Raw genomic sequence first — 22,125 nt, forward strand, 5'->3', positions numbered from 1 at the left:
CTCAATTTTTGGGTAGTTTTTTTATTATCTTTGGTGAAAAGATTTTGCAAAACAAATAATGGACATTCTTTTCCAAGATTGTTAAATGTAAAAATCTAAAATCAAAATTTTAAAATTCGCAATTTTCAGAAATGAGTTGGTTCAAAAAAATTTTTAAAAAAGAAGAAAAAGAAAGTCTTGACAAAGGACTTGAAAAATCTAGAGAAGGATTTTTTGATAAAATTTCTCGTGCAGTCGTTGGTAAAAGTACTGTGGATGACGAAGTCCTTGACAATCTTGAAGAGGTGTTAATCGCCTCTGATGTTGGTGCCGAAACGACCATCAAAGTTATCAAAAGAATTGAAGATCGTGTTGCCCGTGACAAATATGTTAACGTTGCAGAATTGGACCAAATTCTTCGTGAAGAGATTTCAGCTCTATTACTAGATAATCCCCACGCCGGAACCGACAATATTGATGCAACCAAAAAACCTTACGTTATTATGGTTGTAGGTGTTAATGGTGTTGGTAAAACGACAACTATCGGAAAACTTGCACATCAGTTTAAATCTCAAGGTTTAAAAGTTGTTCTTGGCGCAGCGGATACTTTCCGTGCTGCAGCCGTTGACCAATTGGTTATCTGGAGCGAACGTGTTGGTGTACCAATCGTAAAACAAGCAATGGGATCTGATCCTGCCTCTGTTGCTTTTGATACTGTACAATCGGCAGTTGCACAAGATGCGGATGTCGTTATTATCGATACTGCTGGAAGACTTCACAACAAAGTTAATTTAATGAACGAGCTTTCTAAAATTAAACGTGTTATGCAAAAGGTTATTCCAGATGCGCCACACGAAGTTTTATTAGTGTTGGATGGTTCTACTGGACAGAATGCTTTTGAGCAAGCAAAACAATTTACTGCTGCAACCGAAGTTAATGCTTTAGCTGTTACCAAGCTTGATGGCACAGCGAAAGGCGGTGTTGTCATTGGTATTTCTGACCAATTTCAGATTCCTGTTAAGTACATTGGTGTTGGTGAAAAAATGCATGACCTGCAATTATTTAATGGTATAGAATTTGTTGATTCGTTTTTCAAGAAGAAATAATCTTTCTTTCTACAAAACACACAATCATTAAATTATTAACTAAAAAAAATTAAATTATGAGCTGGTTAGGATGGATAATTTTCGGGCTTATTGCCGGAGCTATCGCAAAAATGTTAAGACCTGGTGCTGACCCTTCTGGTTGGTTAATCACAATTATTATCGGTATACTGGGAAGTATGCTGGGCGGTTTTATCGCAGGACTTATTGGATTCGCGAAACCTGATAGTTTTTGGAGTTTTTCGAATTGGGTATTTTCAATTGTGGGTGCGGTCATACTACTATTCGTATATAGTAAGTTAACCACGAAAAGATAAATTAATTCTTTAAGGATAAAATCAAAACGTTTAGAGCTTCTAAGCGTTTTTTTATTTTTTTTTAATATATGTTAAAAAAATATTAGTATTTTAGTTGCATTAATAATATCACTAAATAAAAGTTTATGAAAAAAATCTTTACTAGTATTTTAGCTTGCGGACTTTTCACTACAGCATTTGCACAATGGAGTCCTACTTCTATGCAAGGTGAAAAGCTACGCTCAGAAGTTAATGCCAAGCATTATTATTCATTAGACCTAAACCTATTACGTTCTCAACTGAAAGGGGCGCAAGAAATGGGTAAAGGAGCAAAGCCTGTTATTGTGTCATTACCAACTTTAGATGGTAAGATGGAAAAATTTGCAGTTTATAGTCTACCTGTGGTAGTACAATCTATAGCTGATAAATATGAGTTAGGATCTTACAGTGGCGTTGGCGTTGACGATCCAACCAAGTATGTAAGATTTAGTACAGCACCAAATGACTTCCAGTCGATGCTTTACCAAAACGGACAGTATTCGTTTATTGAGCCACAAAATGCTGCAAAAACAATATATGGGGTTTTCCCAAAGACTCAAAAGAATTCAACAGAGAAAGCTTTTGAATGTAAAGTAAATGAGTCTTTTGCATCAAAACAAGATCTTGAAAAATTAGCGAAAAACTCTGATTTCAGTAATCAACTAGGAGATTTCTCGAAAGCAAGTGACAAAAAATACCGTACTTATAGATTAGCTATTTCTGTTACTGGCGAATACACACAATATTTTGGAGGAGTTCCACAAGCGTTAACTGCCATTAATGCAACGATGACACGTGTTAATGGTGTTTTCGAAAGAGATTTTGCCATTCACTTAAATCTTCAAGATTTTCCGCAACTCATCTATACAGACCCCAATACTGATCCTTACTCCCCTGCCTCATCAGGAGCAGGACTCCAAAGTCTTTGGAATAAAGAACTTCAAACAAACCTAACCAATACCATTGGTAATGCAGCTTATGACATAGGTCATTTATTTGGTAGATCAGGTGGAGGTGGATCTGCAGGCGACATTGGTAATGTTTGTCGTGATGCAGCTCCTGCGAATGATAGCACCTCAAAAGGCTCTGCATATACATCTCCAGGAACAGGAGGTCCTGAAGGCGATAATTTCGATATTGATTTTGTAGCACACGAAATGGGGCATCAATTTGGTGCTTGGCATACATTCGCGCATGGTATCCATGCAGGAAGCGTAGCACACATGGAACCTGGATCTGGATCTACAATTATGGGCTATGCAGGTATCGTAGCAGGTGCAAATGTGCAAATGCATTCTGACCCATACTTCCACGCAATTAGTGTTAAGCAGGTACAAGATTACGTCAATACACAAGCTTGCGATGTTAACTCTCCAATTACGAACAATCCTCCTGTAGTTGCTGCAATGCCAGATGTTACAATTCCTAAAGGTACAGCCTTTGTGTTAAAAGCTTCTGCAACTGATGCAGAAAATGATGCATTAACTTACACATGGGAACAATATGACGCAGCGACTGCAGTTGTTACGTCTGTTACTGGCGATAATATTCAAGGACCAAAATTCCGTTCAATCACAGGAACTTCAAGTCCTACAAGATATTTCCCGAAAGAATCTATGGTACTTGCAGGATCTTTGAGTAGTGCTACAGAATGGGAAGCTGTATCAAATGTTGCAAGACCAATGAACTTCCGAGTTACAGTTAGAGACAACAATCCAGACGTTAAGCAACAACAAACACAATTTGGTGCGCAAAAAGTAACTGTAGGTAATGACGGTCCTTTTAAAGTTAATACAACTAAAGCGTACATAAATGGATCATCTCCTATCATATGGGATGTTGTTAATACAAGCGCAGCACCATATAATGTTGCAAATGTAAAAATTGACTTTACAAAAGACAATGGTACAACTTGGACAACATTGCTTGCTTCAACGCCAAATACAGGATCAGCAAATGTCTTCTTTCCGAACTTAGCATTAGCATCGGGAGATAACATTAAGATAAGAGTATCTGCATTAGGAAACGTTTTCTACGCAGTATCTAGTGCAACCGTTGCTTTAATGGCTGGATGCGATGAGACTGCTCCAGCAGGTCTTGCAGCAACTGGTATCACACAGACAAGTGCACAAACGGCTTGGGAACCAATTTCTGGAGCAACTTACAACTTCAAGTATAAAAAATCTGCAGATACTAACTGGACAGAAGCTAATGGTCTAACATCAGCTACCTATCTGATGAATCAATTAACACTTGATACTTCTTATGACATAAGTGTTGCGGCAGTATGTAGTGGTACAGTTGGCGCATTTGCCAATGCTACTTTTAAGACAAAAGGAATAGAATATTGCTCTGCTTCTGCAACTAATGCATCATACGAAAAGATTGACAATGTAACTTTTGCTGATATTAATAAATCTTCTACAGCAGCAGTTGGATATGAAGACTTTACTTCTGTCGTGGGTAATGTTGCAAAAGGACAATCTTATACATTTACTGCAACTGGAGCAACATCTTATGCTACTGACCAAGTACTTGTTTGGATTGATTTTGATGGTAATGGTAGCTTTGACGATGCCGGCGAACAAGTATTAGTCACTACTAAGAAGAAATCACCTTGGACTGGTGAAATCACAATTCCAGCAAGTGCTAAAACTGGTAAAACAAGAATGAGAGTAAGAGTACATGATACGTCTTCTGGTCCAAACGCAACACCTTGTGGAACGTCTACTTATGGACAAGTTGAGGACTACTCCCTTAACATCGGAACTTTAGCTGTTAACGATGTACAAACTAATAACAAGTTACAAGTATATCCTAACCCAGCATCTGATGTTATTAACATCTCAAACATTACTTCAAAATCGACTTACCAAATCGTTAACATGGCTGGTCAAGTTGTAGCAAACGGTGCGACTGACGGAAAAGTTCAGGTTTCTAAATTAGATAAAGGTGTATACATCATCACTATTGAGTCTAATGGTCAAAAATCTCAAACTAAATTTATCAAGAACTAATAATTAGTTTTTATCAATAAATTAAGCCCTTTCAGTATTGAAAGGGCTTTTTTATACTTTGATCTGGAAAATAGATTTTAAATCGCGTTTAGCTTAACAAGAAAATCCTTTGTTGCAATCTCTAAATCTTTAAAATTCGAATTGTTATAAATTACGAAATCTGCTTTTTTTATTTTTTCGCGCTCTGGCATTTGTTTTTCGATGACCTTTTCGACTTCGCGGTATGTTTTACCATCACGATCCATCACGCGTTTTATCCTTGTATTTTCGTCAGCCGTCACCAAAAGACTTTTAAAACATTTTTTGTGAAGTCCAAGCTCAAACAATAAAGCTGTTTCTTTAAACAAGAATCGTGCGTCATGATTTATAACCCAGTTTTCAAAATCAATAGCTACCGCAGGATGTATCAAATGATTTAGCTGCTCCAGTTTTAACTTATCATTAAAAACAATATCCGCAACATGCTTCCGATTATAAACGCCGTCAACATAAGCCTCCTCTCCTAGTAATTCTTTTATTTTTTGAATTAAAACTTCATCTTCATTAACAATATCTTTTGCGCGATCGTCGGAATAGTAAACCGCAAAACCTTCTTTCTCAAGAATCTCTGCAACACTACTCTTTCCCGATCCGATACCACCAGTCAGTCCAATAATATTCCTTGTCCTCTGCTCTTCCATCTAGTATCCAAAAACTTCGTTGAAAGAATATGTTTGATCCAATCGTACTCCTTTTTCAGTCATTTTAAGACTAGCCAACTCGTTGTGTGCGTCATGTTCAAAAAACAAAAGATAGTCATTGTCCACACATTGTTTTAAAAACTTTTCCTTCTCCGCAACCGTCAATAAAGGTCTTGTATCATAACCCATAACATAGACCAACGGAATATGTCCAGCTGTTGCAATAAGATCAGCCGCAAAAACAATCGTTTTTTCTTGGTATTGAATAACAGGCAACATTTGCTTTTCCGTATGCCCATCAACAAAAATAACATCCATCTTTAGATCTGGCGCAAATCCGTAATTTCCAGTTTTTGGAATTGGTAAAAAATTAAGTTGTCCACTTTCTTGGATTGGCAAAATATTCTCTTTTAAGAAACTCGCCTTTTCTCTAGGATTCGGATTAACCGCCCAATCCCAATGGTTTTCATTAGTCCAAAAATGTGCATTTTTAAAAGCCGAACGATAACCAGTTTTGTCATTATTCCATTCGATTGCACCGCCACAATGGTCAAAATGCAAATGTGTTAAAAATACATCTGTAATATCCTCTCTTACAAAACCATATCTTGAAAGGTTTTTATCCAAATTATCGTCACCCCAAAGCGAATAATGACCAAAGAATTTATCATCTTGTTTATTCCCAAGACCGCAATCAATTAAGATTAATTTTTTACCATCTTCAACCAGCAGAGAGCGCGTGCCGAGTTCGATAAGATTTTTTTCATCAGCAGGATTGGTTTTGTTCCAAATTGATTTTGGGACAACGCCAAACATTGCGCCACCATCTAGCTTGAATTTTCCACATTGTATGGGATATAACTTCATAGTTCTAACTTTTTTTATTTAGCGTCATTTGATTAGCAATTTCTTTTGCTTTAGCATCATTTGACTGTTGTAGTTCTTTTATAATATTATTGTAATCTTGGTCGTTTCTATTTTGGCTAAGCTTATTTGCAATATATATTTTATCAGGAATAATAAATATTCCAAAAGCACCTTTCATTTCTTTTCTTACAAAATCGTCACCCATATTTTTAACCAACATCGGACATTTTTGAGAAGTTTCATACTTGTTAGTTAATCGATCCAAATGTTGATAAAGCTCATCATCATTCATTAATTTTATCCTTCCGCGAATCTGAACGGCTTGATAATTCCAAGTTGACACATTCGTCTTTTCGTACCATGATGAAGAAATATAGGTATGTGCACCTAAAAAATCACATAACACTTCATCGCCATCTTTCAAAAGTTTCGCTTGTGGATTTGCTCTAGAAATATGACTTTCCAGCAAAAAATTTTCAGCATCTCCATGCATCATAAACATAGCGTGCGTCGCCAACAATTGCTCCTTACTAGAAATCAAAAGTCCAAAAGCATTGTTTGATATAATTTGTTGCAGTAAAGAAAAATCTTCACTTCTATAATTTTTAGGTATAAACACTTTTTAGCTTTTTCTATCTATTATTTTTAAAAACACAAAAGTCGCTCTGGTTTTCATCATCTTAAAACAAAGTATCTGGTTTGCGTGGCACCGAAAGATTAAGATGCTTGTAGGCTTTTTCGGTTACTTCTCTACCTCGCGGTGTTCTGATAATAAAACCTTCCTGAATTAAATAAGGCTCATAAACTTCCTCCAAAGTTTCGGGATTTTCTCCAATGGAAGTCGCCAAAGCACTGATGCCAACTGGTTTTGCTTTAAAATTCTGAATCATCGTCAACAAAATCTTATTGTCCATTTCGTCCAATCCAAATTCGTCAACATTTAGAGAGTCCAAAGCATATTTTGTAATCTTAATTTCGATTTCGCCATTACCTTTTATCTCTGCAAAATCGCGGACGCGACGCAGCAAAGCATTCGCAATTCTTGGTGTACCGCGGCTGCGTCTTGCAATTTCTATCGCTGCATCTTCATAGATTTTAATCCCCAAAACACGGGCACTTCTAATAATAATCGTCGACAACAACTCGATATTATAATATTCTAAACGCGATTGAATCCCGAATCTCGCCAACAAAGGCTTTGTCAACATACCAGATCTTGTCGTTGCACCAACCAAAGTGAAAGGATTTAACCCAATCTGTACACTTCTCGCGTTGGGACCAGTTTCTAACATGATATCGATTTTGAAATCCTCCATCGCCGAATACAAGTATTCTTCTACAACTGGCGAAAGTCTATGGATTTCATCGATGAACAAAACATCATTCTCTTCCAAATTGGTTAACAAACCAGCGAGACTTCCAGGTTTGTCAAGCACAGGTCCAGAAGTAATTTTGCAACCTACACCCAACTCATTTGCAATAATATGCGATAGCGTCGTTTTACCAAGACCTGGAGGTCCATGTAAAAGTACGTGATCCAATGCAGCACCTCTATTTTTGGCTGCTGCGACAAAGATTTCTAGATTTTCTAAAGTCTTACGTTGTCCCGCAAAATCTTGAAACGACTGGGGACGTATCTGCTCCTCACTCATCAACTCTTCAGGCGAATAATTGTCTTTATCGGGATGAAGAAACTCCGGCATTTTGTAATTTTATTTTTGTTGATACTCAAAGATAAGATTTTCTAATGGGAAAAAAAATGTAGTTAGCGACTATTAAAAAATAATTTAAAAATTAGCTTTAATATAATTTTGTAAAGCTCTGAATTAAAAGTAAATTTGTAGAAATCTAATAAAAAAAGTAAAAATATATGTCAACTTACGTAGTTGTAGGTCTCCAATACGGAGATGAAGGAAAAGGAAAAATAACCGACGTTTTATCAGCAAAATCGGACTATGTTGTGCGCTTCCAAGGTGGTGACAACGCTGGTCATACGGTATATGTTGGTGACGAAAAGTTCGTATTACAATTATTACCATCGGGTGTTTTACAATGCCGCGGAAAATGCTTTTTAGCAAATGGTGTTGTGGTAAATCCTAAATCCTTTTTGCGTGAAATAAAACAAATCGAAGACAAAGGTCAAAAAACTGATCATGTTTTTATCAGCCGTAGAGCGCATGTTATCATGCCTTACCACATTTTGCTTGATACTTATCGTGAGGAAGAGTTGTCTGGCGAAAATCAAATTGGTACAACTAAAAAAGGGATTGGACCTTGTTACGAGGACAAAATCTCAAGAGTTGGCATCCGTATGATTGACCTTTTGAATCCAGAGATTCTTGCTGAAAAAATCAAAGCTAACCTAAAGGTTAAAAACAGTCTTTTCGAGAAATATTTCGACAAACCGACTTTATCTTTTGACGAAATCTACAACGAGTTTTTAGAACTTGGTGAAAAATTAAAAGATAGAATCGTTGACACAGAATTAGAACTTAACGAAGCCATCAAAGAAGGTAAAAATGTATTATTTGAAGGTGCACAAGCATTAATGCTAGATATCGACTTTGGAACTTATCCTTATGTAACTTCGTCGTCGCCATCAACTGGTGGTGTTTGTACAGGTGCAGGTGTTCCACCAACTGCTTTGGAGAACCTAATTGGTGTTGCAAAAGCTTATTGTACCCGTGTTGGTAATGGACCTTTCCCAACAGAATTGGATAACGAACTTGGTGCTGAAATTCAAAAAATTGGTGGTGAGTTCGGTGCGGTTACTGGTAGACCAAGAAGAACTGGTTGGTTAGATTTGGTTTCTTTGAAGCATGCTTGTATGATTAACGGAATCAACAACCTTGTCATTACAAAACTTGATGTTCTTACTGGTCTTGGCAAATTAAAAATTGCAACGCATTACAAAACTGAAGATGGAAAAATCATCGACTATTTCACTTCTTCGACAACTAAGTTGTACAACTACGAGCCAATCTACAAAGAACTTGACGGTTGGGACGAAGACATTACAAAGGTAAGAAGTTATGATGAGCTTCCACAAACTGCTCAACGCTACATCGAATTTATCGAAGAATATTTGGGCATCAATGTTTATCTTGTTTCTGTTGGTCCAGAACGCTCGCAAAACATTATCAGAAAAGAGTTATTCTAAAAAATACAATACTCAAAAAAGCTCCGAAATTTCGGAGCTTTTTTTATTTTTATTAACAAAATTTAAGATTTTTAACATTTCTTTTAACCTCTTTGGAATCGTAATTGTCTTACTAAAGACGATAAACAAAATTATTCCGTTATTAATATTAAAGGAGTAATTATAAAAGGAGATTGTTATGAAAAAGATATTTTTAAGCGGATTCGCAGCGTTAATGTTAGTCGTGTCTTGTAATAAAGACGATAAGAAAGTTGAAGCTTCACTAGAACAACAAAAGATAGAATATCAAGCTCGACAATTGGACATTGAAAAACAAAAATTAGCTATCGAAAAAGAAAAAATGGAATTCGAGAAAACCAAAATGAAAGATAGCATCGCCAAAGCAGATGACAACAAAAAAGCTTTGGTACAAAATACAGCAGTAGCACCTAAGACGAAAACCAAAACAAAAAGAAGCTATGGTTCTTCTGGTTATAGCAATAATGGTTATGCTAGCACTTCTGGGAACTCAAATGCTGGCGCATCTTCTGGTACAACAACCACTGCTCCACAGAAAAAAGGAATGAGCTCTGCAGCTAAAGGTACTATTATTGGGACTATTGGTGGTGCAGTAGCAGGTGCAGTTATTTCTAGAAAAAACCCAGGTCTTGGCGCTGTAATTGGTGGTGTTGCTGGTGGTGCAACAGGTTATGCCATCGGTAGATCCGAAGACAGAAAATCTGGTCGTGTACAAAGAAAGTAGTAGTTAGTTATATATTTTTATGAAAAGATTGTCTAATTTTAGGCAATCTTTTTTTATGCTGTATCTTCTACTGACAACAACTTTGCTGTTTATAATCACTTATGGATTAGGAAATCTGTATCAAAAATTGTTGCCATTTTATGAAGAAAAAATTAGCACTACAATTTTAATTGGTCTGTCGATTACAGCAATTATTTGGACTGCTATCGCATTCTTTTTTCCTATTAATAAATTTGTAGAAATTACATTTTCAGCTTTAGGAATACTAAGTTTTATATACTTTAAATCCTATCATCGTTGTCGTTCATTTTTAAAAAGACAGTCGCGTTTTTTTTATTTCTGTTTAGTAACTATTGTACTTGTAGGGTGCTATTACCCTTTCATTCTCGATCACTTTGGATATTATGTCCCGACCATCAAATGGATTCAGGAATATGGTTTGGTAAAAGGCATTTCTAATCTCGATATGCTTTTGGGACAATATTCGCCTTGGCATATTTTGCAAACAGGCTTTTCAAATTTTGTTGATCCTTATTTAAGGTTAAATACTTTTCTACTGTTTGTTTTTTTAATCTATGTATTCGAAACCCGCGCTTGGATTGGTTTACTATTTATGCCAATATTTTTTCTATTCGCGCAATCTCCGAGTCCAGATTTACCAACATTAGTATTAAGCTTTATCATTGTTAAAGAAGTTTTGAACCAATCGCGACATGCAAAATTTTTGCTTATGTTGTCGTGTTTTGCATTTAGTATAAAACCAACTTCCTTTTGGCTAGTCATATTTTGCTTCATTTATTTTTGGTTAATTAAAAGAAATAAACTTCTCGCTTTACTACCAGCAGTTTGCTTTTTATCTATTTATTTAATTAAAAATATTTGGGTTTTTGGACATCCATTTTTCCCAATTGGTTTTCCAGATCTTGGATTAGCTTGGCAACCGAATTACCAGTTATTAGAACTTTCTAAACAAACCAGCACCGAGTTAAGCTATGATTTAGAATACAAGTACCAAGAAATACAGAAATTTAGTTGCGCAGATTACATTATTAATTGGATCAATCTTGATGGCATCAAAGGTGTTATTCACAAATTATTTGTTTTAACTTTAATCGTGTTGGGCGTTTTTGCTTTTTTAAAAAAGAAAAAAATCATCAGTCTTTTAGTAATTTGTATTTTCATCAAAAGCTTTTTGATTCTGGTATTCTCAGCGCAATACCGATTATTTTTGGATGTATTTTTAGTAACAGGGATTTTATTATTTTCAAAAACTTGGTATCCATTTGCAAAACTAGGTTTTGTAGGACTTTCTGCGATAATCTTAGTTTTCTTGACATTTCCTAAAAGTTTACAAAGCAGCATTCCGAGTTTTAATCTGGGTAATATGATGATGGGTTGGGAAAAGTTGCAGTTTCTACGACCAGCAAATTTTAATTTAAACAAATACAAAACTTATCAAATCGGGAATCTGAAATTCAATATTGTAAAAGATTATCCATTTTCTTTTGATACAGCATTACCTGCCATCTCTCCCGACTATCTTCGCGACTACGAAAAAGTTGGTGTCTTTCCCCAAAAAATAGGTCAAGACTTGAAAAATGGATTTATTTGGAAAAAAATGACACCTGCGGAACATCAAGAATTACAACGAATCATCAAGGAAGTCTACCCGTAACAGCCTTTTATCCATCGGTATTTGGGCATAAAAAAAACCTCCACACGAGGTGGAGGCAAAAACACAAATGATGAAAAAAATTATTGAGATCCTAAATTAAGAGTTATAAAACTCTAATCCATTGATCTATGTTAAGAAATCAAAACAGATAATTCTCATTCTTAACGGTAGCGAATTTAACGCATTTTTTATTAAAAGCAAACTTTTTTGTTATTTTTTTTAAAACTATGCTACACATAAATACTTTCTCAAAGGAAAAATATATTTCGCAAATATTAGCACAAATCAAAAACAAAACGAAATTAATACCGAAATTTAAATTATTATTAAGTTTTTATTAACTAAATAAATATTTTCATTGCATAAAAATAATCACTTATATAATTTTGACGCATAAATATTAATCAAAACTTCAAAAACGATAAAATTATGTGCGGAATTGTATGTTTGTTTGATGCAAAACAAAAAACGGAAACTCTAAGACCTCAGATTTTAGAAATGTCCAAGAGAATCAGACATCGTGGACCAGATTGGTCGGGAATATTCCAAAACGAAAAAGTAATATTCTCTCACGAAAGATTAGCGATTGTCGATCCAACTTCTGGAAAACAACCATTGTTTTCCACCAACGGAAAACTGGTTTTGGCCGTTAATGGCGAAATCTACAACCACCAAGAACTTAGAAAAGAATTTCCAGAATACGGTTTTCTAACAAAATCTGATTGCGAAGTGATCTTGCCACTTTATCAAAAATATGGGAAAGATTTTTTAGAAAAATTAAATGGAATTTTTGCTTTTGCACTTTATGATATCGAAAAAAATGAATACCTCATCGGTCGCGATCACATGGGAATTGTTCCGCTTTATCAAGCTTGGGACAAACAAGGACATTATTATGTCGCATCAGAACTAAAAGCTTTAGAAGGTTTCTGCAACAGAATCGAAGAGTTTCCTGCTGGACATTTGCTATTCAGTTCAGAGGGTCACGAACCTCAAAAATACTATCATCGCGATTGGGAATCTTTTGACCATGTTAAAGACAATGAAACTGATATTTCAAAAATTAGAAAAAGCTTAGAAGACGCCGTGCATCGACAATTGATGAGCGATGTTCCGTATGGCGTATTGCTTTCTGGTGGTTTGGATTCTAGTATTATTGCAGCAGTGACAGCAAAATTTGCGCGCCAACGCATCGAAAGTGGCGACACGCAAGAAGCTTGGTATCCAAGATTACACAGTTTTGCGGTAGGACTAGAAACTTCTCCAGATTTGGTAGCTGCAAAAAAAGTTGCAGAACATATCGGCTCTGTTCATCATGAAGTTAAATATACTGTACAAGAAGGTTTGGACGCAATTCGCGATGTTATTTATCATTTAGAAACTTATGATGTTACGACGATTCGTGCATCGACGCCGATGTATCTTTTGGCAAGAGCGATTAAATCTATGGGAATAAAAATGGTATTATCTGGTGAAGGCTCCGACGAATTATTTGGTGGCTATCTATATTTCCACAAAGCGCCATCTGCACAAGCTTTCCATGAAGAGAATGTTCGAAAACTAGGAAAACTTCATCTTTATGATTGTCTGCGTGCCAACAAATCTTTGATGGCTTGGGGCATTGAAGGTCGTGTTCCATTTTTGGATAAAGAATTTATGGATGTTGCAATGACCATTAATCCAAAAGATAAAATGATTACTTCTGAGCGCATGGAAAAATGGGTGCTAAGAAAAGCTTTCGAAGACCTTTTACCAGAAAGTGTTGCTTGGCGTCAAAAAGAACAGTTCAGTGATGGTGTTGGATATTCGTGGATCGACACTTTGAAGCAAGTTGCAGAAGAAACGGTAAGTGACGAAATGATGGCCAACACAAAATACCGCTTCCCAATCAACACGCCAATGAGTAAGGAAGAATACCGCTACAGAAGTATTTTCGAGGAACATTTCCCAAGTGACAGTGCAGCATCTTGTGTGCCGTCGGTTCCATCGGTGGCATGTTCTACACCAATCGCATTGGAATGGGATGAAGCTTTCAAAAAAATGAATGATCCAAGCGGTCGTGCGGTTAAAGTCCACGAAACAGCCTACTAATCCAACATTACCGAATATTAAAAAGCGACTTCAAAATTGAGGTCGCTTTCGGTTTTATATCCAATCCATAAATCCTAACTTTGCAAAAAATACAGAATATTGGGACTTTTCAGAGTATATGTAGATTCCTTTAAAGGTTTGTCCAAGGAGGCTTGGATGCTATCGATCGTCATGTTAATCAACAGATCAGGATCGATGGTACTACCTTTTTTAGGTGTTTACATGACAGACAAATTAGGATTCAAATTAAAAGAAGCGGGATTGGTGTTGATGTTTTATGGCATCGGCTCGGTTATCGGTTCTTGGATTGGCGGTTATCTCACAGATAAATTGGGGGAATATCGTGTCCAGAGTTTTAGTTTGTTTTTGAGTGCGCCTTTATTTTTGCTTATTCCATTCTTTCCAACTTTGGAAGGGATGATGACTATTATTTTAATACAAAGCATCATCAGCGAATCCTTTCGTCCTGCCAACTCTGTGGCGATTACCAAATATGCAAAACCTGAAAATATAACGCGTGCTTTTTCATTAAATAGAATGGCGATTAATCTTGGTTTTTCGATTGGTCCTGCGCTTGGTGGCATTCTATCTGCAATTTCCTACAACTTTTTGTTTGGTGTTAATGCTGTTGCAGCATTAATTGCCGGCATTATGTATGTTGTATTTTTTAGAAAAAGAAACATCATTTTTAAAGCTAAACAAAAACTTAGAAAAGAAGAAAATATTGTTAAAACAGATGGCAGATCACCTTATACAGATGTAAAATTTATAATCTTTTCCCTGCTTTGTATGTTGTTTTCAATTTGTTTTTTCCAATTTTTTAATACGATACCGATTTTCTATAAAGAAGTAGCGCATCTTGACCAAACCAGCATTGGTTATATTTTGGGTTATAGTGGATTCATTATCGTTGTATTGGAAATGCTGATTGTCAACTTTGCCGAAAAACATTTTACAATCGCACAATCATTATTTGTTGGTGCTTTAGCTTGTGGGATTTCATATTCTTTGTTAGCGATAGACCATCACATTATTATTTTGTTATTATCCATGACCATCTTGAGCGTTGGTGAAATTTTAGCACTTCCTTTTATGTCAACGGTGACAGCAAAGCGTTCGGAAGGTGGCAACAAAGGCGCTTATATGGGACTTAACGGCATGGCATTTTCGTTTTCATTTATTATCACGCCGATTTTAGGAACTAATGTTGCCAGCGAACTAGGATTTAACACACTATGGATTGGTTCTGGAATCGTCCTAGCGATTGCTGCTGTTGGACTTTGGTGGATCACCAATCTTATGTTACCCAATAAAAAATCCGAGCATTAAACTCGGATTTTATTTTTTAGAAAAATTTCTTACTTCATTGCTCGAACTTCGTTGAGGAAGTCAACAATATCATCACCAGAATAATCTGCCATTCCCTCTGTGATATGGGCAACATTTCCATTTTTATCAAAGATTACCGTCGTCGGAAGACTTCCACGGAAAAAATCTGTTGGGATTGCGCCATTCGGAAAATAAACTGGCAAATCTAGGTTTTTGTTTGCCATAAATTTAACAGCCTTATCCTTGTTAGATTCTGCTTCCAAAATTACAAACGCAACATCTTTTTTATCTTTAAATTTATCATAAAGCTTTTGGATAGATGGCATTTCTGCGATACAAGGACCACACCAAGTCGCCCAAATATTCATAAAAACAACTTTTCCTTCTAGCTCTGCAAGGCTTAAAGTTTTTCCTTTTGAATCAACAAAAGACATTTGGAAATTAGACTCTTTTACAAGTTTTGGTTCCTCGGTATTTCCAGTAATCTCTTTTGGTAATTCTAGTTTTGGTTGGAAGAAACCTAACTTCATCAAACCTTGTTGAACATAAGCTTTAGCTTCAGGAACAAAAATAACGGACATCGCAAGTCCAATTAACATGATATTAAGTGATTTTCTCATTATATTTTTAATTTTCGGATTCATAATACTTTATTTAAAATGATTTCTGATTTGAATATGGATTCAAATTTTAATAGAAAAACGAATAAAAGAATTATGATAAAAGTGCATCACGCTGCTGCTGATAAAGTATATACAGCGGAACCGAGCGCGACAGTGGAAAATCGGTTCTCGAAGTTTTCTGTTGAAGATTTTCTTGGAAAAGATTTTTAGAAAAAACAGCGAAGCTAAAATCCTCCGTTTTCTTTTGTTGAATCGAGACTTTTTCCTGCTTATTTTCTAAAGCTGTAAAAGTACAACTACCAATAGATTTTAGACTTTGCCCACAGTAATTTTCGATGTTGAGACTTTGGGTTAATGCGATTTTGATACCGCAAGAAGCCATCACAATACCAAAGCTTAAACATAACACAGTTAAGCTTTTAACAAATTGGCGTTGTAAATTCCAAGTCTTCATTGTTGCAAAATTAACATCAATAATTATTTAAAACTAATTTTTAACAAAGTTTATAATACAAAAATCTACATCCAAAAAACTACAAGAAACGGATTCACACACAATTAATCGAAATTTAGCTTTTCTGAAAACTCACTAGAATTAGCCATTTAGCTAAAAAAGCTAGCTCAGGAATGGCAATTAATCGCCGCAATAGTTTATTTTTGTTTTTAATTAAATTTTAAGAATGGGTTCTGCAACTTTACTACTAATATTCGTATTCGCCTATTTTATCGGATTACTCGTGATTTCTTATTTTACAAGTCGTAATTCTGACAATCAATCTTTCTTTATCGGGAACAAAAAAAGTAAATGGTGGCTCGTTGCTTTTGGGATGATTGGGACGAGTCTTTCAGGTGTGACTTTCATTTCTGTTCCAGGTACGGTTGGTAAGATGACTGACGGCGCTTATCCTTTTGGAGGCTTCGAATATTATATGATGGTTGTCGGCTTTTTCATTGGCTACTTCATCGTTGCAGCTATTTTGCTTCCGCTTTATTATCGAATGAATTTGACATCAATTTACACATATTTGGGTAAACGATTCAATGTTGAAGCTCACAAAATTGGCTCCGTATTTTTCATTATTTCTAGAGCAATTGGCGCAACTGCAAGATTATATTTGGTAGTAAATGTTTTGCAAATTTTCTTATTAGAACAAATCGGAATTCCATTTTGGGTAACGGCTTTAGTTTTACTTTTAATGGTATTGCTTTACACGTTTGAAGGCGGTGTTAAAACCATTGTCATCACAGATACTTTGCAAACTTCGTTTATGATTATCAGCTTGGCAGCTTGTATTATTTACATTCTTAACCATCTTAGTATTTCGATGGGAGATGCTTATTCACTTTTAGAAAAACAGAACTATACACACCTTATCAATACGGATATTAATTCTAAAACATTTTTCCTAAAAACCATTATTGGTGGTATGTTTATCACGATTGCGATGACAGGACTTGACCAAGAAATGATGCAAAAAAATATTTCTGTTGACAATCTTAAAAATTCTAAAAAGAACATGTTGACTTTTGCAGGAACATTGCTGATAGTCAATTTTGCATTCTTATTTCTTGGTGGACTTTTGTATCTATTTGCGATGCAAAACGGCGCCGAATATGCACAAATCACCAAATTGGTTAACGGTCAAGAAACGATACAAAATATTTTTGGGATGAAAGATGCCGCAGGAAGTGTGACCAACATTATGGGCGACGACCTCTTCCCTGCTCTGTCATTGCAAGGTTATTTTCCAATTTTCATCTCAGTGATTTTTATTATTGGACTTATTTCGGCTTTATTTCCGTCAGCTGATGGCGCTTTAACTGCGGTTACAAGTTCTTATTGTGTGGATATACTTAACATTAACGAAGACCAAACAAAGTCTGAAAAAGAGAAAAAACGTCTTCGCATGAAGGTGCATTTAACTTTCACGATTGTTTTCTTTATTTTAATTATGATTTTTAAAGCAATTAATGATAAATCAATCGTCTATCTCATCATGGAAGTTGCAGGTTACACGTATGGACCTCTTCTTGGATTATTTGCTTTCGGAATCTTTACTAAATATCAAATTTCAAAAAAAGGAAGCATTCTGGCTGTTACTTTAATCGCGCCAGTTTTGACTTACATTATCAATTATCTAGTAACCAATTACACATCTTACCGCATTGGCGTTGAGTTAATTGTGTTAAACGGACTATTAACTTTCATTGGATTATATTTAATTAAAAACAATAGAACTATCGAATATGAAAAAGCTTAGCATCTTTTTACTTTTAGGAATGTGTCAATTTATCTTTGCACAAAATTTTGAACTTTCAACTTTGAGAATTGGTGATTTTAAAGTCTTTATGCCAAAAACTGAAGCGGATAAAATTGCTAAAAAAGCGCTTCAATCTTATGATGACTATGACAAAACCAACAAAGTAAGCCTTAATGGTGAAACTGTGGAAGTATCGCTTATGGACCAATGGGTTGATGACAAAAAGCCTATGCAGAAACAAATCTATTCACTTAAAACGAAAAGTCCAAAATTCAAAACAAAAAGCGGAATGGGCGTTGGTAACACAAGAGATCAATTAATTGACACATACAGAAATTACGCTAATTTCGAAGTTCATCAATATAAAGATGAAAACGGTAAAACTGACAAGCAATCATTTTTTACATTAAATGATTATGATGCTGGCACTTACCTAACTTTCAAAATGGAAAACAATATCGTTGTCGAAATCTTGGTCGGCATGAATGAAGGTTGCTAAAGTCTAAATTAACAAGCAATTAACACCTGTTAAGTTTCTGAAACAAAAACTAAAATCGTAAATTCGCAACACGAAAAAATTTAAAAATGAGTAAAAATATCGAAGAGCTAAAAAGCTTGAGTACACAAATCAGAAGAGACATTGTAAGAATGGTTCACGCAGTTAACAGTGGACATCCAGGCGGATCTTTAGGATGTGTAGAATACTTCACAGCCCTTTATGGAAAAGTAATGAACTACAAACTACCTTTCACAATGGAAGGTAAAAACGAAGATTTATTCTTCTTATCAAACGGACATATTTCTCCGGTATTTTACAGTACATTAGCTAGATTTGATTTCTTCCCGATTCCAGAATTGGCAACATTCAGAAAATTAAATTCTAGATTACAAGGTCACCCAACAACACACGAAGGATTACCAGGCATCCGTATCGCTTCGGGTTCTTTAGGACAAGGACTTTCTGTCGCTTTGGGCGCTGCACAAGCTAAAAAGTTGGATGGTGACAAGTCAATTGTATACACACTTCATGGTGATGGCGAATTGCAAGAAGGTCAAATTTGGGAAGCTTTGATGTATGGCGCAGCTAAAAAAGTTGACAACATCATTGCAACAATCGACTACAACGGAAGACAAATCGACGGTGATACAGATGATGTATTGAGTCTTGGTGATCTTCACGCAAAACTAGAAGCTTTCGGATGGTTGGTTCTTGAAGAAAAAAATGGAAACGACCTAGAAGCGGTTATTGCAATTTTAGAAAAAGCAAAATCCGAAACTGGAAACGGAAAACCTATTGCTATCCTACTTCACACAGAAATGGGACAAGGTATCGATTATATGATGGGTTCTCACGCTTGGCATGGTAAAGCGCCAAACGACGAGCAATTGGCAAGTGCACTTCAACAACTTCAACTTGACGAAATAGCTGACTACTAAAATCTAATAATCGAAACAAAAAAGAATACTACAAACTTATTGGGTTTAACGATTCTTTAAAAAATAGAAATCCTCATGAAATATACATATACAGACAAAAAAGATACAAGATCAGGCTTTGGAGCTGGATTGGCAGAATTAGCAGATACTAATCCTAATGTTGTTGCACTTTGTGCCGACCTTATTGGTTCTCTTAAAATGGAAAAATTCATTGAGAAAGCACCAGAAAGATTCTTCCAAGTTGGTATCGCAGAAGCCAATATGATGGGTATGGCAGCAGGTCTTACTATCAATGGAAAAATTCCTTTTGCTGGGACTTTCGCGAATTTTGCAACATCTCGTGTATACGACCAAATCCGTCAATCTATCGCTTATTCTGGCAAGAATGTAAAAATAGCAGCTTCTCACGCAGGTCTTACTTTGGGTGAAGATGGCGCAACGCACCAAGTTTTGGAAGACATCGGCATGATGAAAATGCTTCCAGGTATGACTGTGATCAATCCTTGTGACTACAACCAAACTAAAGCTGCGACTTTGGCAGCAGCGAAGCACGAAGGTCCAGTTTATCTAAGATTTGGTCGTCCTGTAGTTCCAGTTTTCATTCCAGAAGATATGCCTTTCGAAATCGGAAAAGGTATTCTTTTGCAAGAAGGTACAGATGTGACGATTGTTGCAACAGGTCACTTGGTTTGGGAAAGTCTTTTGGCTGCTGATGCTTTAGAAAAAGAAGGCATCTCTTGCGAAATCATCAACATCCACACCATCAAACCTTTGGACGAAGAAATCATTCTAAAGTCTGTTGAAAAAACTTGTAAAATTGTAACAGCTGAGGAGCACAATTATCTAGGTGGTTTAGGCGAATCTGTTGCAGGAATGTTGGCAAGAAGAAGACCAACGCCTCAAGAATTTGTTGCAGTACACGATACTTTCGGAGAGTCTGGTACGCCAGCTGAGTTGATGAAGAAATACAAAATTGATTCGGACGCAGTGATCGAAGCGGTTAAGACACGGGCACCCGGTGTCGGAAAAGCATGGCTCCTGTCATGCCGATATCGGAGCTAGTTTTGAAGGACTTAGACTCGCCTATAATGGCGGCTGGCATGATGCAGGTGATCTTTCACAACAGAGCCTGCAGACAGGCGATGTCGTATTCTCGCTATTGGAAATGGCCAATAAAGTGAAAGATGATAATCAGGCACTTTATTTACGGCTTATGGAAGAGGCTGAATGGGGCATAGATTTTATATTGAAAACCCGCTTAGGGAAGGGGTATAGGGCCAGTAGTGCCGGCATTGTCATCTGGACAGATGGCCTGATCGGGAATAAGGATGACATGAAGGCGCGTGTACATGACAGTCCTTTTGATAATTTCTTGTTTGCGGCCTACGAGGCCTATGCGGCCATGAGTATAACCCGAGATCCGGCTTTAAGTGAGAAACTTAAAAAAACGGCCATGGAGGATTTTGATTTTGCATTGGCCAAGTGGCGGGAGAAAGGTTATGATCATTTTCCGATATTTTGGGAGCATAGCTATGCGACATCCGAAAGTCAATTTATGGCGACAGCATCCTGGGCTGCGAGTCAACTGTATAAATTGACAGGGCAGGATAGATATGCACAGCATGCAGCCGATTTCATGGACGAGGTATTGTTGGCACAGCGCAAAGAACCTCTAGGGGATGCCGATGGCCTGAAAGGATTTTTCTATCGGGATAAAACGCAAAAGGTGGTTGTCCATGCGAATCATCAATCGCGGGAGCAGGTGTATGCTCAGGCATTGGTCGCGCTAGCAGAAGGGCAACCTCATCATCCGAATCAAGCGCGCTGGCAGCAAGCATTGCATGCCTATGGCGATTATCTACTCCAGATTATGAAGTATACCGCTCCTTATGGCATGGTGCCCGCGGGCGTTTATCGTGTGGATGAGGCTCAAGATTCGCTCAGCTTTCAAAGACAACATCTTTTTGCGGGTAAAAAAGCAAAAGAGGATTTTGTAGACCAGCTTAAGCAGGGTGTTAAATTGGACGAAGCGTATTATTTAAAACGTTTTCCAGTCTGGTTTTCCTTTCGTGGAAATGCGGCAATTCATTTGAGCCAGGGCAAGGCCGCAGCCCTATTGGGCAAATATTTAAAAAATGATAAGCTGTTGCAGATCGGAAGAGAACAGCTCTATTGGACGGTCGGTAAGAACCCTTTTGGACAATCATTGATTTACGGCGAAGGAGCCAATTTTGCGCAACAATACTGTCCGCTTCCGGGGGAGATGGTAGGTGAGATGCCTGTCGGTATCCAAACACGATACAACGAAGACGTTCCTTATTGGCCGCAGGCCAATAATGCGACCTACAAAGAAGTTTGGATGACCACTGCTGGAAAATGGCTTTCACTAACGGCGGAATATTAGTAAGAAAAGATAAATAGATCATAGCATAATGAAAAAAGATGTGAACCGAAGGATTTCGAAGTTCTTATGTCGAAATATGGTAGTCCTGTGGGTATTGGCAATCGCAACAATACCCTATTTAAATGCACAGACCAAACAGGTATTTGATGTATTGGTGCTTACAGAAAGGGGCGGGCAACATGCTTCTTTTACCGATACGGGATTAGCATGGCTGAAGGAAACCGGTGAAAAAGAAGGCTTCCGTGTTACTGAAATCAATACTACAGAAAAGATGACAAAAGACTATCTAGCCAAGTTTAAGGTCATTATACAGCTGGACTATCCACCTTATAGGTGGACGAAAGAGGCCGAAAATTCATTCATAGATTATATAACGCATGGCAAAGGCGGATGGGTAGGATTTCATCATGCCGCACTGCTGG

At 36.6% G+C, this 22,125-nt stretch carries 20 protein-coding genes; 14 read left to right on the forward strand and 6 right to left on the reverse strand.

Annotation, left to right across the window (positions count from 1 at the left end; translation table 11 throughout):
* The first annotated feature begins 131 nt into the window (after positions 1-131).
* From ftsY to Q1V95_RS02745, 3 genes are all read left to right on the forward strand, one after another.
* The gene (gene ftsY, locus Q1V95_RS02735) at positions 132-1,085 is read left to right on the forward strand and encodes a signal recognition particle-docking protein FtsY (protein ID WP_300670027.1); all 954 of its coding nucleotides are present in this window, start codon (positions 132-134) and stop codon (positions 1,083-1,085) included.
* Positions 1,086-1,141: 56 nt separating this feature from the next.
* Positions 1,142-1,399, forward strand: coding sequence for a GlsB/YeaQ/YmgE family stress response membrane protein (locus tag Q1V95_RS02740; RefSeq protein ID WP_300670029.1), 258 nt, complete (start codon positions 1,142-1,144; stop codon positions 1,397-1,399).
* Positions 1,400-1,524: 125 nt separating this feature from the next.
* Positions 1,525-4,434: a reprolysin-like metallopeptidase gene (locus tag Q1V95_RS02745; RefSeq protein ID WP_300670031.1), complete on the forward strand. Its 2,910-nt coding sequence runs from the start codon at positions 1,525-1,527 to the stop codon at positions 4,432-4,434.
* 77 nt (positions 4,435-4,511) lie between these two features.
* Here the strand turns inward: Q1V95_RS02745 and coaE are convergent, their stop codons facing one another.
* From coaE to ruvB, 4 genes are all read right to left on the reverse strand, one after another.
* Entirely contained in the window at positions 4,512-5,114 is a 603-nt protein-coding gene (gene coaE, locus Q1V95_RS02750) for a dephospho-CoA kinase (protein ID WP_300670032.1), read from the reverse strand.
* Positions 5,115-5,981: an MBL fold metallo-hydrolase gene (locus Q1V95_RS02755; protein WP_300670034.1), complete on the reverse strand. Its 867-nt coding sequence runs from the start codon at positions 5,979-5,981 to the stop codon at positions 5,115-5,117. It lies immediately after the preceding gene.
* Between the two features lie 4 nt (positions 5,982-5,985).
* Positions 5,986-6,600 (reverse strand): FMN-binding negative transcriptional regulator, encoded by a 615-nt coding sequence (locus tag Q1V95_RS02760; protein WP_300670037.1) that lies wholly within the window; start codon positions 6,598-6,600, stop codon positions 5,986-5,988.
* A 61-nt stretch (positions 6,601-6,661) separates the two neighbouring features.
* Positions 6,662-7,684, reverse strand: a complete 1,023-nt coding sequence (gene ruvB / locus Q1V95_RS02765; RefSeq protein WP_300670039.1) for a Holliday junction branch migration DNA helicase RuvB — start codon at positions 7,682-7,684, stop codon at positions 6,662-6,664.
* Between the two features lie 167 nt (positions 7,685-7,851).
* Here ruvB and Q1V95_RS02770 point away from each other — a divergent pair, with 167 nt between their 5' ends.
* From Q1V95_RS02770 to Q1V95_RS02790, 5 genes are all read left to right on the forward strand, one after another.
* Positions 7,852-9,141: an adenylosuccinate synthase gene (locus tag Q1V95_RS02770; protein ID WP_300670041.1), complete on the forward strand. Its 1,290-nt coding sequence runs from the start codon at positions 7,852-7,854 to the stop codon at positions 9,139-9,141.
* Positions 9,142-9,319: 178 nt separating this feature from the next.
* A complete protein-coding gene (locus tag Q1V95_RS02775; RefSeq protein ID WP_300670043.1) occupies positions 9,320-9,883 on the forward strand; it encodes a YMGG-like glycine zipper-containing protein in 564 nt (187 codons plus the stop codon).
* 55 nt (positions 9,884-9,938) lie between these two features.
* On the forward strand, positions 9,939-11,558 hold the full coding sequence (locus tag Q1V95_RS02780; protein WP_300670045.1) for a hypothetical protein: 1,620 nt from the start codon (positions 9,939-9,941) through the stop codon (positions 11,556-11,558).
* Between the two features lie 429 nt (positions 11,559-11,987).
* On the forward strand, positions 11,988-13,649 hold the full coding sequence (gene asnB, locus Q1V95_RS02785; RefSeq protein WP_300670047.1) for an asparagine synthase B: 1,662 nt from the start codon (positions 11,988-11,990) through the stop codon (positions 13,647-13,649).
* A 156-nt stretch (positions 13,650-13,805) separates the two neighbouring features.
* Positions 13,806-14,978 (forward strand): MFS transporter, encoded by a 1,173-nt coding sequence (locus Q1V95_RS02790; RefSeq protein ID WP_300670065.1) that lies wholly within the window; start codon positions 13,806-13,808, stop codon positions 14,976-14,978.
* A 29-nt stretch (positions 14,979-15,007) separates the two neighbouring features.
* Here Q1V95_RS02790 and Q1V95_RS02795 read toward each other — a convergent pair whose 3' ends face one another.
* The gene (locus tag Q1V95_RS02795; protein ID WP_300670049.1) at positions 15,008-15,598 is read right to left on the reverse strand and encodes a TlpA disulfide reductase family protein; all 591 of its coding nucleotides are present in this window, start codon (positions 15,596-15,598) and stop codon (positions 15,008-15,010) included.
* A 94-nt stretch (positions 15,599-15,692) separates the two neighbouring features.
* A complete protein-coding gene (locus Q1V95_RS02800; RefSeq protein WP_300670051.1) occupies positions 15,693-16,055 on the reverse strand; it encodes a hypothetical protein in 363 nt (120 codons plus the stop codon).
* Between the two features lie 226 nt (positions 16,056-16,281).
* Here Q1V95_RS02800 and Q1V95_RS02805 point away from each other — a divergent pair, with 226 nt between their 5' ends.
* From Q1V95_RS02805 to Q1V95_RS02830, 6 genes are all read left to right on the forward strand, one after another.
* Positions 16,282-17,862, forward strand: a complete 1,581-nt coding sequence (locus tag Q1V95_RS02805) for a sodium:solute symporter (protein WP_300670053.1) — start codon at positions 16,282-16,284, stop codon at positions 17,860-17,862.
* Positions 17,849-18,361 carry a hypothetical protein gene (locus Q1V95_RS02810; protein WP_300670055.1) on the forward strand — a complete coding sequence of 171 codons (513 nt, stop codon included), beginning with the start codon at positions 17,849-17,851 and terminating at the stop codon, positions 18,359-18,361. The genes Q1V95_RS02805 and Q1V95_RS02810 overlap by 14 nt, the downstream gene beginning before the upstream one ends.
* 86 nt (positions 18,362-18,447) lie before the next feature.
* Positions 18,448-19,299, forward strand: a complete 852-nt coding sequence (locus Q1V95_RS02815; RefSeq protein WP_300670057.1) for a transketolase — start codon at positions 18,448-18,450, stop codon at positions 19,297-19,299.
* A 75-nt stretch (positions 19,300-19,374) separates the two neighbouring features.
* The gene (locus Q1V95_RS02820; RefSeq protein WP_300670059.1) at positions 19,375-20,361 is read left to right on the forward strand and encodes a transketolase C-terminal domain-containing protein; all 987 of its coding nucleotides are present in this window, start codon (positions 19,375-19,377) and stop codon (positions 20,359-20,361) included.
* Positions 20,318-21,703: a glycoside hydrolase family 9 protein gene (locus Q1V95_RS02825; protein WP_300670061.1), complete on the forward strand. Its 1,386-nt coding sequence runs from the start codon at positions 20,318-20,320 to the stop codon at positions 21,701-21,703. The genes Q1V95_RS02820 and Q1V95_RS02825 overlap by 44 nt, the downstream gene beginning before the upstream one ends.
* A gap of 76 nt (positions 21,704-21,779) precedes the next feature.
* Positions 21,780-22,125 (forward strand): ThuA domain-containing protein (locus Q1V95_RS02830; protein WP_300670063.1); only part of this gene is annotated, 346 nt, incomplete at its 3' end.

The sequence above is a fragment of the Soonwooa sp. genome, assembly GCF_030151385.1.
Lineage (GTDB): Bacteria > Bacteroidota > Bacteroidia > Flavobacteriales > Weeksellaceae > Soonwooa.

Bases quoted from the DNA above. Each gene is read 5' to 3' on its own strand.
- Q1V95_RS02755 (WP_300670034.1), bottom strand. From the start codon at position 5,981: ATGAAGTTATATCCCATACAATGTGGAAAATTCAAGCTAGATGGTGGC.
- Q1V95_RS02815 (WP_300670057.1), top strand. From the start codon at position 18,448: ATGAGTAAAAATATCGAAGAGCTAAAAAGCTTGAGTACACAAATCAGA.
- Q1V95_RS02790 (WP_300670065.1), top strand. From the start codon at position 13,806: ATGCTATCGATCGTCATGTTAATCAACAGATCAGGATCGATGGTACTA.
- coaE (WP_300670032.1), bottom strand. From the start codon at position 5,114: ATGGAAGAGCAGAGGACAAGGAATATTATTGGACTGACTGGTGGTATC.
- Q1V95_RS02740 (WP_300670029.1), top strand. From the start codon at position 1,142: ATGAGCTGGTTAGGATGGATAATTTTCGGGCTTATTGCCGGAGCTATC.
- Q1V95_RS02805 (WP_300670053.1), top strand. From the start codon at position 16,282: ATGGGTTCTGCAACTTTACTACTAATATTCGTATTCGCCTATTTTATC.
- Q1V95_RS02745 (WP_300670031.1), top strand. From the start codon at position 1,525: ATGAAAAAAATCTTTACTAGTATTTTAGCTTGCGGACTTTTCACTACA.
- Q1V95_RS02780 (WP_300670045.1), top strand. From the start codon at position 9,939: ATGCTGTATCTTCTACTGACAACAACTTTGCTGTTTATAATCACTTAT.
- Q1V95_RS02810 (WP_300670055.1), top strand. From the start codon at position 17,849: ATGAAAAAGCTTAGCATCTTTTTACTTTTAGGAATGTGTCAATTTATC.
- Q1V95_RS02775 (WP_300670043.1), top strand. From the start codon at position 9,320: ATGAAAAAGATATTTTTAAGCGGATTCGCAGCGTTAATGTTAGTCGTG.
- Q1V95_RS02820 (WP_300670059.1), top strand. From the start codon at position 19,375: ATGAAATATACATATACAGACAAAAAAGATACAAGATCAGGCTTTGGA.
- asnB (WP_300670047.1), top strand. From the start codon at position 11,988: ATGTGCGGAATTGTATGTTTGTTTGATGCAAAACAAAAAACGGAAACT.
- Q1V95_RS02795 (WP_300670049.1), bottom strand. From the start codon at position 15,598: ATGAGAAAATCACTTAATATCATGTTAATTGGACTTGCGATGTCCGTT.
- Q1V95_RS02800 (WP_300670051.1), bottom strand. From the start codon at position 16,055: ATGAAGACTTGGAATTTACAACGCCAATTTGTTAAAAGCTTAACTGTG.
- ftsY (WP_300670027.1), top strand. From the start codon at position 132: ATGAGTTGGTTCAAAAAAATTTTTAAAAAAGAAGAAAAAGAAAGTCTT.
- Q1V95_RS02770 (WP_300670041.1), top strand. From the start codon at position 7,852: ATGTCAACTTACGTAGTTGTAGGTCTCCAATACGGAGATGAAGGAAAA.
- ruvB (WP_300670039.1), bottom strand. From the start codon at position 7,684: ATGCCGGAGTTTCTTCATCCCGATAAAGACAATTATTCGCCTGAAGAG.